Source organism: Chlorogloea sp. CCALA 695, assembly GCF_003003885.1.
GTDB lineage: Bacteria > Cyanobacteriota > Cyanobacteriia > Cyanobacteriales > Chroococcidiopsidaceae > Aliterella.
In genome coordinates, this window is the sequence record NZ_PVWN01000036.1 from 13202 (window position 1) to 25789 (window position 12588).

At 40.8% G+C, this 12588-nt stretch carries 13 protein-coding genes, 1 tRNA gene and 1 pseudogene; 9 read left to right on the forward strand and 6 right to left on the reverse strand.

Going from position 1 to position 12588, the window contains the following annotated elements; genetic code table 11:
- Positions 1-183: 183 nt before the first annotated feature.
- On the forward strand, positions 184-1299 hold the full coding sequence (gene dprA / locus C7B70_RS16505; RefSeq protein WP_106370108.1) for a DNA-processing protein DprA: 1116 nt from the start codon (positions 184-186) through the stop codon (positions 1297-1299).
- On the opposite strand, the gene C7B70_RS16510 is transcribed toward dprA, so the two are convergent.
- From C7B70_RS16510 to C7B70_RS27075, 3 genes are all read right to left on the reverse strand, one after another.
- Positions 1296-2483, reverse strand: coding sequence for a PAS domain-containing protein (locus C7B70_RS16510; protein ID WP_106370109.1), 1188 nt, complete (start codon positions 2481-2483; stop codon positions 1296-1298). The two genes, dprA and C7B70_RS16510, sit on opposite strands and share 4 nt — an antisense overlap.
- Positions 2484-2729: 246 nt before the next feature.
- Entirely contained in the window at positions 2730-2984 is a 255-nt protein-coding gene (locus tag C7B70_RS16515) for a hypothetical protein (protein WP_233220964.1), read from the reverse strand.
- A 232-nt stretch (positions 2985-3216) separates the two neighbouring features.
- Positions 3217-3390 carry a hypothetical protein gene (locus tag C7B70_RS27075; RefSeq protein WP_199192312.1) on the reverse strand — a complete coding sequence of 58 codons (174 nt, stop codon included), beginning with the start codon at positions 3388-3390 and terminating at the stop codon, positions 3217-3219.
- Between the two features lie 201 nt (positions 3391-3591).
- Here C7B70_RS27075 and C7B70_RS16520 point away from each other — a divergent pair.
- A tRNA-His gene (locus C7B70_RS16520) sits at positions 3592-3664 on the forward strand.
- Positions 3665-3762: 98 nt separating this feature from the next.
- Here C7B70_RS16520 and C7B70_RS16525 read toward each other — a convergent pair.
- Positions 3763-4068: a YkvA family protein gene (locus tag C7B70_RS16525; RefSeq protein ID WP_106370111.1), complete on the reverse strand. Its 306-nt coding sequence runs from the start codon at positions 4066-4068 to the stop codon at positions 3763-3765.
- Between the two features lie 251 nt (positions 4069-4319).
- On the opposite strand from C7B70_RS16525, the pseudogene C7B70_RS16530 reads away from it, so the two are divergent.
- From C7B70_RS16530 to C7B70_RS16540, 3 genes and pseudogenes are all read left to right on the forward strand, one after another.
- A pseudogene (locus tag C7B70_RS16530) lies at positions 4320-4964 on the forward strand (MotA/TolQ/ExbB proton channel family protein); the annotation flags it as partial.
- A gap of 258 nt (positions 4965-5222) precedes the next feature.
- Positions 5223-5825 carry a biopolymer transporter ExbD gene (locus C7B70_RS16535; RefSeq protein ID WP_106370113.1) on the forward strand — a complete coding sequence of 201 codons (603 nt, stop codon included), beginning with the start codon at positions 5223-5225 and terminating at the stop codon, positions 5823-5825.
- Positions 5826-5916: 91 nt separating this feature from the next.
- Complete coding sequence (locus C7B70_RS16540; RefSeq protein WP_106370114.1) at positions 5917-6285, forward strand: phage holin family protein; 369 nt, start codon at positions 5917-5919, stop codon at positions 6283-6285.
- Between the two features lie 40 nt (positions 6286-6325).
- Here C7B70_RS16540 and C7B70_RS16545 read toward each other — a convergent pair whose 3' ends face one another.
- Positions 6326-8128, reverse strand: coding sequence for an aspartate kinase (locus C7B70_RS16545; RefSeq protein WP_106370115.1), 1803 nt, complete (start codon positions 8126-8128; stop codon positions 6326-6328).
- Positions 8129-8229: 101 nt separating this feature from the next.
- Positions 8230-9843, reverse strand: a complete 1614-nt coding sequence (locus tag C7B70_RS16550; RefSeq protein ID WP_106370116.1) for a serine/threonine-protein kinase — start codon at positions 9841-9843, stop codon at positions 8230-8232.
- 215 nt (positions 9844-10058) lie between these two features.
- Between C7B70_RS16550 and C7B70_RS16555 the strand changes: the two genes are divergently transcribed.
- From C7B70_RS16555 to C7B70_RS16565, 4 genes are all read left to right on the forward strand, one after another.
- Positions 10059-10925 carry an FAD-binding domain-containing protein gene (locus tag C7B70_RS16555; RefSeq protein WP_106370117.1) on the forward strand — a complete coding sequence of 289 codons (867 nt, stop codon included), beginning with the start codon at positions 10059-10061 and terminating at the stop codon, positions 10923-10925.
- The gene (locus C7B70_RS16560; RefSeq protein ID WP_106370118.1) at positions 10922-11326 is read left to right on the forward strand and encodes a hypothetical protein; all 405 of its coding nucleotides are present in this window, start codon (positions 10922-10924) and stop codon (positions 11324-11326) included. The genes C7B70_RS16555 and C7B70_RS16560 overlap by 4 nt, the downstream gene beginning before the upstream one ends.
- A gap of 227 nt (positions 11327-11553) precedes the next feature.
- Positions 11554-11709 carry a hypothetical protein gene (locus C7B70_RS27080; RefSeq protein WP_199192313.1) on the forward strand — a complete coding sequence of 52 codons (156 nt, stop codon included), beginning with the start codon at positions 11554-11556 and terminating at the stop codon, positions 11707-11709.
- A gap of 208 nt (positions 11710-11917) precedes the next feature.
- Complete coding sequence (locus tag C7B70_RS16565) at positions 11918-12586, forward strand: DUF1361 domain-containing protein (RefSeq protein ID WP_106370119.1); 669 nt, start codon at positions 11918-11920, stop codon at positions 12584-12586.
- Positions 12587-12588 lie beyond the last annotated feature (2 nt).

Below are 12588 nucleotides of genomic sequence, written 5' to 3' on the forward strand. Positions count from 1 at the left end.
TAATATTTTTAGTCCTAATAGCCTATTTTCTATCTAAACTCATTGATGGGTAATAAGAACTGTTAAAATCTCAAAAAATAAAATTATTTTAAGTATAACCTTGAAGGTTATTGATAATTATGAAGTATTCAAGAGTATTTGTGTTTTCGATGCGATCGCACTTAGCTAGGAAAAGAGGATAAATTGATAGAAGAACAAGCCTTTTGGATAGCATGGACGCAGATTAACGGCATTGGTTCGATTTTGATTAAACGCTTGCAACAGCATTTTGGGACGTTAGCCGCCGCTTGGTCAGCTTCAAGGGAGCAACTATTGCAGGTGGAAGGGTTGGGATTGCAAACCATTGGCGAAATTGTACTGCAAAAGTCGAGTATAGATCCTGAGAAATTATTTTTACAGCACCAAGCCCAAAACCCTAATTTTTGGACTCCAAACCAAACAGATATTTATCCCCGATTACTGCTGGAAACTGCTAGTCCTCCGCCTGTTTTGTACTATCGAGGCAAAGTAGCAGTAGCTGAAAATCAAGGTGCTGTTCCCCTAGTAGGAATTGTGGGTACTCGTCATCCGTCAGAATACGGCAAGCGCTGGACGAGAAAAATCAGCACAGCCTTAGCTAAAAGCGGCTTTACGGTGGTTTCAGGGATGGCAGAAGGGATTGATACTGACGCGCACTTAGGCACTCTTGAAGCTGGAGGTAGAACGATCGCGGTATTAGGTACAGGGGTTGATGTCGTATATCCGGCACGCAACAAAGAACTTTATCAGCAAATTTTGTCTCAAGGATTAGTTGTCAGCGAGTACAGCGCCAAAACACCACCTGATCGCCCTCATTTTCCTCAACGCAACCGAATTATTGCCGGAATGAGTAGGGCGGTAATAGTTATCGAAGCACCAACTAGATCAGGAGCGTTAATTACAGCCAGATTTGCTAATGATTTTTGTCGAGATGTGTATGTTTTGCCGGGAAGTTTGGATAACGAGCGATCGCATGGCTGTTTAGAACTAATTAGCAATGGCGGTACAATCATACTCGGCATTGATTATTTACTAAAAATGCTTGGTGCGATGCCTCAACTTGATTTTGACCCACCACCGCAGCAATTGGAGTTGTTGGAGATAAACTTAGCACCAGAACTCAAACAGGTATGGGAGGCGATCACCGATGTTGCTATGCCAATGGATCTAATTGTACGGCAAACTAATCAGTCTGTTGGCGAAGTTTCTAGTGCTTTATTGCAACTAGAACTTATGGGATTAGTATCGCAGTTGCCAGGAATGCGCTATCACCGAAGTTAAGCCGACTTTGAGTTTGTAGAATTTTGCTCTAACAAAATTAAATGATTTTTAGAATCAACTTTAATTTCTCCTTCTTTTTGCAGCTTTCCTACTAACCGAGTAATAGTAACCCTCGTTGTAGAACAAGCGTCGGCAAAATCTTGATGAGTAAAACGAATATTTAAGCGAGTTCCTGACTCTACTTTTTGACCAATTTCTTGTTTTAATAACTGTAAAAGCTGGTAAAAACGGTCTTTCACTCGGCGCTGTCCAGAAATTGCTAAAAGCGCCTCCGTTTGGTGCAAGCGCTGATTAATTTGGGCAATCGGATTTTGATCTACACTAGAATAACTATCTATTTCTGCCCAAGGAATACTTACTAATTGTACTTCTGATAAAGCTGTAGCTTGATAAGTTTGTAGGCGAGTTAAGTTTGCCCCAAAAATCATACCAGTACCTACCAAACCGACCAACACTTCTTCCCCATTTTCACCCACCGTAGAAAGCTTGACTAATCCTTGGCAAACTTGCCAAATAACTTGAGATTTAATCGGGACGATCTCACCTTTTAAGTAAATCTGTTTTTGAAGATTGAGGGCAGATTTTGTAATTGTTGAATTTGTTGGTTGTAATTGCAGCTTATCTTCAATATCGTAGATACATATCCTTAATCCAACTAGATTCTCATCCCAATCACTAATTTTAGATATTAATAATTCGGCATTAAAAGGCTGAAGATTTCGCGGTAAAATCCGCAATTTTAATCTAGCTTTATTGTCCGCTTGTTTCAACTCCGTAAGCTGGACATGAAATAATTGTCTTTTTTCCTCTGCTATAAATACTATTAAGGGCTTACCGATTAAAAAGCGTTGCGGAACGTTTAATGTAGTCGCTGCTATGTGGTTTGCTTCTTGAATTATGCCTTGCTCATCGGTTACTAAATAGGGATTAGGAGCTAGATCGAAAAGTTCTTGATATCGTAGCTTTTGAACTTCTAAAGCTACTTGTGCTAAATGTAATTCTTCATTTTGCTGCTGTAATTCTTCTAAAGCAACTTGTAATTCTTCAGAAACAAAACCTAGCTCTTTTAGGGCGGTAGGCATTACCTCTACAGGAATTGGTAAGTTAGGCTTTACTCCTTGGTACAAACTTCCCAAACGTAGGTTTATACTTGCTACTTGCTTTGAAAAATTCTCTAAATTCAAAATCTACCTCTATTGTTTAGCTGAAATATTTTGTTGAGCATCTTCTAGTTTTTATTTTTAAAATACAGGTTTGCTGCTACGAGTATTTTCGATCTTAAAATATTAATTACTTATCAAGCCTAGCAATACATTTTTACGAATAATCATTAATTATTTCCTCCCTAACTATTTAAACTTTTCCTCCTAACTAATTTGGCTAAATTGCTTATTTAATTTTTAATAATTCTTATTCTACGCCTGTAGTGCTTAAATCGAGCGCTTTCGTTTGGGGGTTTTTAGCGTAGGTACAGAGTCAGAAGACGCTGCTGAAAGGTAAATTTGAGATTTTGGTTGTATCTGTGCTGTAGGCTTTTGCTGCATCCGCCAACGCCCTAGGATTGCACCGCCTACAGTTGCTAGACCTAATGAAAACAAACCCGTGCGATCATTTAGTCCCCCAATTATGGCATTCACTAAGCCAATTGTGACCAAAAAGCTGGGTATAGGTTCTTTACGATACATTGAACTCAAAAATCTTGGATTTATAGGGTTCATTACAAGTTTAATTATTTTTTACTGTTGCTATTATTCAGGTAAAGAAAGTAAAATTATTGATTATCCGCTTTACCCAATTTTACAGAAGCAAGCTTTAGCTGTGCTTTTAATTGTAGCTTTTAAGGTGGGGCTTTACCTTTTCTTTATAATTATAGTCTCAAAACTTAGCTGCTGAGTGTTTAATCAATAACGAGCAATTCTATTTTAAGCCCAGCCAAGTAAACACACCTTGATTAGTCACGTATTCAATAATTATCATAAGACTAAAGCCAATCATAGCGGCTCTACCGTTCAATCTTTCTGCATATTCGTTAAAGCCAAACTTGGGTTGTTGTAATTTTGGCGTAACGATAGGTTGTAGTTGGGCGTTCATACTAAAAATTGTTATCTTTTAAACAAAATTATTCCTATTACCAGCAAAGGTTAAGATTTACTGCGAGTTCTATCCTCAGCTTTGGCATAGGAACAATCTATACAAATCACTGTAACATTTATTGACATTAAATTAGTTGGAGTCAAATAAAAATAAATTAGTCGATAATTGAAAAACTGTGTTAGGGTAATTAATGGCATGGCGGGCGTAGCCAAGTGGTTAAGGCAGTGGATTGTGATTCCACCATTCGGGGGTTCAAGTCCCCTCGTTCGCCCTCAAAGAAACAAAATAGCATAATGCCGCTAATCCATTTATTGAATTAGCGGCATTATTATTAGCAGGTGCGATCGCACAGTGTCAGGATTTGGTTAGTTATTTGAGCGAAACCGCATCCACATCAACGGTACTAGCGGTATTGGTAGGATCGGTAGTAGTAGCAGTTTCCGAGTAATTTTTCCGGGCTTTTACGCCTTCAATTACCATTTGGGACACTTCCGAAACTAAAAGAGTTAGTAAAAATACATCATCTAATTGTCCAACAATGGGCAAAAAGTCCGGCGCAATATCAATAGGACTAACAAAATAGAGACCTGTACCAATAATTACCCACCAACGGTATTTTGGATTGCGAAGCAGATTGCGATACCAAGAGTAGACTGATTGAATCGAAAAGTTCATTTGTTCAACCTCCAGTTATTTATAATTGTGACAAATCTATTAGAGAAATTGCGGTGTAAATAACCGTCCTTTTATAGTGCGGACGTTGCTACTATTTACTGTTGTCTAAAAATCTAGGCAAGTGTTGAGTAGATCCGAAAATTTTAGGTGGCGATCGCGCGTTAATCTCTACAATTAAAGTGCCTTAAGCAACGTTGTGGTTAACGATGCTTAAATAGTGGGCTGAGGAATGGACGGAGGAGAGTAAAACAGTGGATGTAGTACAGATTTTTCGAGATGGTGGGCCAGCAATGTGGCCTTTGCTAGCTTTATCGATTTTATCGTTGAGCGTGATTATTGAGAGATTGTGGTTTTGGGTGAGGATTCTTAGCCAAGAAAGCGAGATTGTCAATCGAATTTTAAATACAGCTAGTGCCAATTGGGGGTCAGCAACAGAACTTGCCAAACGTGCTGTTAATCAGCCTATTGGGCGGTTTCTTTACGCTCCCTTGCGCCTTGTAAAGCCCGATCCAGAGCTTTTTCGATTGGCTTTAGAAGCCAGCGCCGAAGATGAACTGTCATCGATGCGACAAGGGGAAAAAGTGTTAGAAGCTGTGATTGCTCTAGCGCCCCTATTAGGGTTATTAGGTACAGTATTGGGGTTAATTCAGTCTTTAGGTAATATTCGCCTCGGAGACTTAGGAACGGCGGCGGCGGCGGGAGTAACTACAGGAATTGGACAATCATTGATCAGTACCGCCGCCGGGCTAATTGTGGCGATTAGTAGTTTGGTTTTTTACCGTTTGTTTCAAGGTTTTGTAGTCAATCAAGTTAAAGTGTTTCGGAGGTCAGGAAGCGACTTAGAGTTGCTTTATCGGCAATACTGGCAAAATATCTCTGCAAGTATGTCAACTATTGAAGAACGCCCGAATCTAGAATTAGTGACTACGAAGGAAAATATCACAACTAGCCAACCTACTAGGTTGCAACAACCAACAAGTTTTCAATCAGATGTTGGCGTGGAGGAACGCACGCAAGACTTAGGTACATCTCCGCATGAACCAATTGCTAGCCCCGAAGCAACGGAAATAGGCGAACAAGAAAGTAATGAGACACCGCACAATAACGAGAATCATCGGGACAATTCACAGTTTTGAGCTATACAAATCACCAAAATGAAAATTAATTTACACTCACCCCTTGAAGAAGTCCAAATTCAGATTATTCCGTTGATTGATGTCATTTTTTGTATATTGACATTCTTTTTGTTAGCAGCTTTGCAATTTACTCGGCAGCAAGCAATTAATGTAGATTTGCCAAAAGCAAATACCAGTACAACACCCCAGGCGCAACAACGATTGATTGTAACTATAGATCCAGTGGGACAAATTTATGTCGAACAACAACCAATTAATTTAGACCAATTGCCCGGAACTTTACAAACTTATTTTCGGGCTAACCCTACGGCTTTGATGGTGTTGAATGCTTCTAGGACATCAAGCTATGACGATGTGGTGCAAGTATTAGATACTATGCGACAAGTAGGAGGTGATCGCGTTGCTTTGGCAACTTTACCACCATCTTCTACTCAAACCCCTGCTACCGTTGCCCCTAATTTGACTATTCCTGTCAATCCTTCACCAACTACTAGCCCGTTGCAAGGTACAGAACCCCTTCCTACACCGCCTACCAGCCCACCGGGGGTTAATAATACTATTCCAGTTTTTCCGATAGCACCCTCAAGGACGCAACCAAGTCCAGTTTCACCCCAAAGATAAGCTCAAGTTCTGCCAATTTACAGATGAATATTTCTAGACTAAATTAGTCTACTGGTATTAAGAATCTGTTGAAAATTAGGAGAATAAAATTATGCACTTTGATCTTGTAAGTTTATTAATTGCTTGGCTAGTTAGTGCTTCAAGCTTGCTGATTGTGACCAAATTGCCTGTAGGGGTAGAAATTGATAGCCCAGCAAAAGCTTACACCTCCGCCGCAGTTTTGGGAGTTGTCGCCGCCGTTATCAATCCAATTTTGAAGGCAGTATTTTTTATTCCTAATCTGTTGACTTTTGGTTTAATCTCTGGGCTAGTTACGTTTATTGTTGCTGCCGTTGCTTTGGCACTTACAGCCAGTGCTGTAAGTGGTTTTCGCCTGCGTCAAGGGATTTGGAGCGCGTTAATTGGGGCTTTAGCGCTATCGGTTGTCAGTAACTTAATTTATGGTTTTGTGGCTGCTTAATTATTCTTCGCCCCCGGACTGCATCAGTTTGGGGGCATTTTTAAGCAGAAACTTGAATTTCGTCTTTGCCTTCAAGCTCAAAAGCGCTGTGAATTGCTTGTAGGGCTTTAACTCCTTCTTCTTGAGAGACAACGCAGCTAATTTTGATTTCTGAAGTTGCAATCATTTGGATATTGATTTGCTGCTGGGCGAGGGCTTGAAACATTTTAGCGGCAATTCCTGGTTGTCCGAGCATTCCTGCCCCAACGATACTTACTTTAGCGATCGCACTATCAACGACTATTTCACCCCAACCAAATTCTAGCGCCGCATTTTTTAAAGTTTCTTTTGCCAATTCTGCGTCTAGTTGCGCTACCGTACAGGCAATATCGCGCTTGGGTACACCGTCAACTATACGACAGCGTTGAGATTGGATAATTGTATCAACACTAATACTATTTTCTGCTAGCAATCCAAATAAGCGGGCGGCGGTTCCGGGGCGATCAGGTACTTGCCTAATAGCCAAACGTGCTTGATTGAGGTCTAGAGCGACTCCCCGCACCGGAGGGATGGCAGTATTAATTTTTTGACTGGGAGCTTGTTTAGTGACTGCAAAGGCGGCACAAAGGGCATTGATGGCGCGATCGCCATCACTAGCATCAATTACGCAACTAACTTTGACTTCAGAAGTTGAAATCATTTGAATATTTACCCCCGCTTGCGATAAAGTAGCAAACATTTTCGCCGCTACTCCCGGACGACCAATCATCCCCGCGCCAGCGATGCTGACTTTGGCAATTTGCGGCTGAATCATTACTTCAGCTTCTTGGGGGGCGCAATCGCTATTAGAACGTAGTACAGGGGCAATCGCACTAGCTACAGCTTCCGCTCGTTTGAGCATGGGTGTAGTTACCGTAAAAGCTATATCGTTAGTATTGCCGTCGTGGATAGATTGAATGATTAAGTCAACATCCAAGTTTTGCTTGGCAATTTCGCCAAAGAGTCGTGCTGCTACTCCTGGGCGATCGGGTACGCGCAATAAAGCTACCCTAGCTTGATCTGTATCTAATTCCACCCCATCTACTGGACGAGCAATTTCTAAGTCTACAAGGCTTCTTTCTTTGGGTATCGGCGACACTACCCGCGTACCGGGTTCTTCACTCCAACTAGAACGAACTACCAGTTCTACCCCGTAATTTCGAGCAATTTCTACGGCGCGAGGATGCAAAACTTTTGCACCCAAACTCGCTAGTTCTAGCATTTCATCGCAGGTAATTTCTGCCATCAACTGCGCTTGAGGTACTAGGCGCGGATCGGTGGTCAAAATTCCTGGTACGTCAGTATAAATTTCGCAATAATCAGCTTTTAAAGCGGCAGCTATAGCAACGGCGGAAGTGTCGCTTCCACCACGTCCTAAAGTTGTAATCTCTAAGTCTAAGGTGTTGCTAATACCTTGAAAGCCTGCAACTACAACAACTTTTCCCTCTTGCAATTGGCGATTAATTCTTTCTGGGTTAATGTGCAAAATTCGGGCGCGGCTATGTTCAGCTTCGGTAATAATGCCTACTTGCGCCCCTGTGAGGGAAATTGCTGGTTGTCCTAATTCTTGTAATGCCATCGCCAACAACGCAATTGTTACCTGTTCGCCAGTGGAAAGTAGCATATCCATTTCCCGACGGCTGGGACTTGTAGAGATTTCTTGAGCTAGTCGCACTAACCCATCGGTAGTTTTGCCCATTGCCGAAACTACTACAACTAAGGAGTTTCCCTGTTTGCAGAGTGCGATCGCTCTTTTTGCCACTGCTGTAATGCGTTCTACTGAACCGACAGAAGTACCACCGTATTTTTGAACTATTAGCGCCATAACTTTATACTCAACCCTGCTCCATTACAACGTTAGACTAAGTAGGGGTTAAGTGCTTACTATTATTTAATTTGATTAAATGTAGCTATTTCCGTTTTCGTTCAATGCAAATCAGCTTCCCAAACACCAATATAAATGCGATCGCGCTCGTTTCTTTCAATCGTGCCTTTTAAGTTCCCTGTATTAAACGAATAACTCTTAGTTTGGCGTTGACGCACTTGTTGCAACCCGTTGTTAATATCTTCAGAAAAGTAATTGCCTAGCATTCCTTGTAAAGTAGATTGCATTACGTCTGATGCTACCGATTGAGCAAAAGCTACTTCAGTTTGGCGAATTTGCCCTGAATTGCGATCATACAAGTAGCCTAAAGTAATCCGCTCTGGTTCTAATTCATAAATAACGGCGCGAGTATTGCCCCAAATACCCCTTGTATTAGTTTTTGGGTTGCCAAAAGCAGCTTTAACTCTGTTTTCGGAAGTACCCGGAGGGAAACCAATTACTTTAGATTGAGTAGTATTAGCTTTATTTTGCGTAGGTGTTGCGGTAGGGGTTGGCGTAGTAACTTCATTTTGTGTTACTGGTGAAGGGGAACTAGGTAAAACCTCCTGTATTGGGGAAGGCGATCGCTCTTTGACTGCAATAGAATCTGGTGAGGGGGTGTTTGTAGGTGCGGTTACATCAATTGGCTTAAGAGTTTGATTTTGCCCAAAACTAACTATAGCTACAACTCCCGCCAACCCCGTAGCCAGCAAACCACCGATAATTAAATTTCTTTTCCCCTTTCCTTGGCTTACGGTTTCAGGGACATTTTTAGAAGGGGAAAATATTGTCGGCGACTGGCTAGCGACAGGACTTACAACCAGAGTTGCTATTGGTACAGAAACACCCATTGCTTGCATTGCTTCTAGCATTTTTTGGGCTGTAGTGTAGCGATCGCGCGGATGATATTTAATAGCGCGATCAATTATGTCTGTTAGTGGACTCGCCTTTGTTATGTATTTGTGCCACAAAATCTCGCCAGTTTCCGAGTCTAATTCTAACTGTTGGGGATGTTTGCCCGTAAGCATATAAATCGCTGTCAAGCCTAAACTATATACGTCACTGGCATAAATTGGTCTTCCGGCGGCTTGCTCTGGAGCCATAAAACCCGGCGTACCAACCACAATTGAGCGATCACTTTTTCCTTGAGCATTAATTACTGTAGCTACGGTTTCTTTAACTGCACCAAAATCAATTAAAACTGGCTGATTATTTGAGTTGCGTAAAATAATATTATCTGGCTTAATATCTCGGTGGATAATACCGCCGCTATGAACGTAGTCAAGAACAGATAACAAACTCACCAAAATATTTTTAACATCAAGTTCGCTCATAGTTTCTTGAGCGGTGACAACATCAGTTAAGGTTGGCCCTTGAATCCACTCTTGAATCAAGTAAAACTCCTCGTTTTCGACAAAGTAGGCGAAAAGCTTGGGAATTTGGGTGCTACCTTCTCCTAGTTTTTCTAGAGTCGCTGCTTCGCGCCCAAATCGCTCTTGTTGAAACTTTTGTTGTCCCGCTTGGTTCTTTTGCGGGTTATTCATCAACTTTAGCTGCTTAATCACACAAGGGCGGCGGGAAGGCAGATAAGTATCCTCAGCTAAGAAGGTTTCACCAAACCCGCCATGTCCTAAAACCTGAATAACTTGATACCGCCCGTTTAGCGTTGTCATCATTAAAATTTTTACAGTAACGCTGCAAAGGATTCAGATTACTAGGTCTACATACCTTTACAAAATCTATATCATTTGCTTTGTAGTGTAACCAACTACCTAACGATTGAATTGAAAAGTCAAAAGAAATAATAATCTCTTTGGGTTTATAACCTTCAACCTTGCCCAACGATTGTAGTAGTTCACAATAGTTATAGAGACTAACGGAAAATACCTTGATGAATAAAGATATGCGGCGAGAGTTTGCTACTTCAGAGGAATTAGTTGCTTACCTCCAAACCCAATTTCCTACAGCTACAGCACGAGATAAGCATATTAGTAAAACTATAGGTGGTCGCAAAGCCGCCCAAGAACTTCTAGAGCAAGTAAACCCGTCTAAATATGCTAGTTCGCGCAACTATCTAACTGGTGCAGTGACTCGGTTGTCGCCATACATCCGTTATGGGGTTTTAAGTTTGGCAGAAATTCGCGATTATATTCAAGCTCAAGTACAACAAAAAGATGAAGCAAGTAAACTAATCAACGAACTAGGATGGCGTGATTATTGGCAACGGCTTTATATTGAGCTTGGTAATGATATTTGGCTGGACAGAGAGCCTTATAAAACTGGCTATACGTCTAAAAACTATGCTGAGGTATTACCCGATGATATTGCTAGTGGAACAACTAAGCTTGTCTGCATTGATAGCTTTAGCCAGCAGTTGCGCGAAACAGGATACCTACACAATCACGCGCGATTATGGCTGGCATCTTACATAGTGCATTGGCGCTCTATTAGCTGGCAAGCGGGGGCAGTCTGGTTTTTGCAACATTTATTAGATGGCGACCCCGCGAGTAATAATTTATCTTGGCAATGGGTTTCGAGTACCTTCAGCCAAAAACCATATTTTTTCAACCGGGAAAATTTAGAGCGTCATACTGAAGGAGTTTATTGTCGTCAATGTCCTTTCTACGGTAGCTGCGACTTTGAAGGAAGCTACGAAAAATTGCAAAACCAGTTATTTCCCCAAGCGGAGTTTTATCGCTCTACTCCCCAAAAACACCGCCCTAAAAATCCCCAACGCCCAAGGCTTAATAATATATGAATCTACCGATAATTTGGGTACATGGAGACTGTTTGAGTCCTGCTAATCCTGCCTTAAAAATGTACCCCGATGCTCCGGCAATTTGGGTATGGGATGATGCCTTAATTGATGAGTGGCAGCTAAGTCTCAAAAGGATAAAGTTCATTTACGAATGTTTATTAGAGCTACCTGTAGTGATTCGACGCGGAGACGTAGCAACAGAAATAGTTGCTTTTGCCCAAGAATGCGATCGCCATGCTGTAGTCACCGTTACAAGTCCTAGTCCTCGATTTAAAGATATTTGCCAAAAAATCGCTCTACCCATTACCGTGCTACCAATAGAGCCATTTTTTGAATACGAGGGTTATATCGATCTCAAAAGTTTTTCCCGCTACTGGAAAGTTGCCCAACGTCATCTATAGACCTTTACTAGCACTATTTCGCCTCTATTTAAAGGTAATTGCGTCTGAACTATAGCAATTTCTACCCAACCGTAAACTCAAGAGGTGACAAAAGCTACGTTGCTCTATCTTGGGTTAGAAATTGACCCCATAATAAGGATTTTAGGGTTTTTCTGTAGCCGTTGTTACGAATTAGGTGTTATGTTAGGATTAACAAACAAAAAAACTAATAAAGCAGATAAGTAATCATGATTAGAAATAAACAACAAGCCGCCAAGCAAGCCTCTGATGCTCACCGCGTTAATATCCAAAGAAGTTTAGAGCATCGCCTACAAGTTGCTAGAGCTAATGGAGATGAGCAGTTAATTCGGCAGCTAGAGTCAGAAATGAGTTATTTCAACTAAGCCAACTGCATAAATAAAGTTTTCATCCTCCCCGACTTTACCTAAGTAAGCCGGGGAGGATATTTTTATGGTTATTACCTAAATAGATACCTTAAAAAAACTTAAGCCTCAATCTCAAAAATTAAACTATTTTTAAGTCCTAGCTATACTGGTTAGTTAAAAGCCTGTAATTAATGCTATCCTTGCCTAATTTTTTGGAAAATTTTTGATGAGAGAAAGAGTAATTGCTTTATTAAAAACGCTTAAGTGGATTTCAAGCCGGAATCTTGGGCGAATTGTCTGGAATCTTTTTTTAGCTTTTATTCCTTTAGGATTGAGCTTTTGGTTATTTCGCCGTGGGCGATCGCGTTCAGTGGTTTGGTGGCTAGGATTTGTAGTTTTCTTAGCTTTTTTGCCTAATGCACCATATATTTTGACTGATATTATTCATCTTATTTATGATGTCCGCGCGGTCGATTCTGTATGGACAGTTACTTTAATTGTCTTTCCTCTGCATTTGCTATTTATTTTGTCTGGGTTTGAAGCTTACGTTGTTTCTTTGATGAATTTAGGTTACTATTTGCAGCGCATTGGCATGAAAAAATTTATTTTAGCTGCGGAGTTATCTATTCATGCCTTGTGTGCTATTGGTATTTATTTAGGGCGGTTTCCCCGTTATAATAGCTGGGATTTGATTACTCGACCCGATGATTTAGTCGGTACAGTAGTAGAAGATTTGATTGGTAAAATTCCTTTAGCAATCGTTTTTATTACTTTTGTCGTAATCACTATTCTATACTGGCTGTTTAAGCAGGTAACTATAGGCGTTTTATGGCAACGTGGAGCAATAGATTTTTACTTACCTGCAAAGACAATTACTCATCAAAAAGACTTTTAATC

Bases quoted from the DNA above. Each gene is read 5' to 3' on its own strand.
- C7B70_RS16515 (WP_233220964.1), bottom strand. From the start codon at position 2,984: ATGTATCGTAAAGAACCTATACCCAGCTTTTTGGTCACAATTGGCTTA.
- C7B70_RS27075 (WP_199192312.1), bottom strand. From the start codon at position 3,390: ATGAACGCCCAACTACAACCTATCGTTACGCCAAAATTACAACAACCC.
- C7B70_RS16525 (WP_106370111.1), bottom strand. From the start codon at position 4,068: ATGAACTTTTCGATTCAATCAGTCTACTCTTGGTATCGCAATCTGCTT.
- C7B70_RS16535 (WP_106370113.1), top strand. From the start codon at position 5,223: ATGAAAATTAATTTACACTCACCCCTTGAAGAAGTCCAAATTCAGATT.
- C7B70_RS16540 (WP_106370114.1), top strand. From the start codon at position 5,917: ATGCACTTTGATCTTGTAAGTTTATTAATTGCTTGGCTAGTTAGTGCT.
- C7B70_RS16545 (WP_106370115.1), bottom strand. From the start codon at position 8,128: ATGGCGCTAATAGTTCAAAAATACGGTGGTACTTCTGTCGGTTCAGTA.
- C7B70_RS16550 (WP_106370116.1), bottom strand. From the start codon at position 9,843: ATGATGACAACGCTAAACGGGCGGTATCAAGTTATTCAGGTTTTAGGA.
- C7B70_RS16555 (WP_106370117.1), top strand. From the start codon at position 10,059: ATGAATAAAGATATGCGGCGAGAGTTTGCTACTTCAGAGGAATTAGTT.
- C7B70_RS16560 (WP_106370118.1), top strand. From the start codon at position 10,922: ATGAATCTACCGATAATTTGGGTACATGGAGACTGTTTGAGTCCTGCT.
- C7B70_RS27080 (WP_199192313.1), top strand. From the start codon at position 11,554: ATGATTAGAAATAAACAACAAGCCGCCAAGCAAGCCTCTGATGCTCAC.
- C7B70_RS16565 (WP_106370119.1), top strand. From the start codon at position 11,918: ATGAGAGAAAGAGTAATTGCTTTATTAAAAACGCTTAAGTGGATTTCA.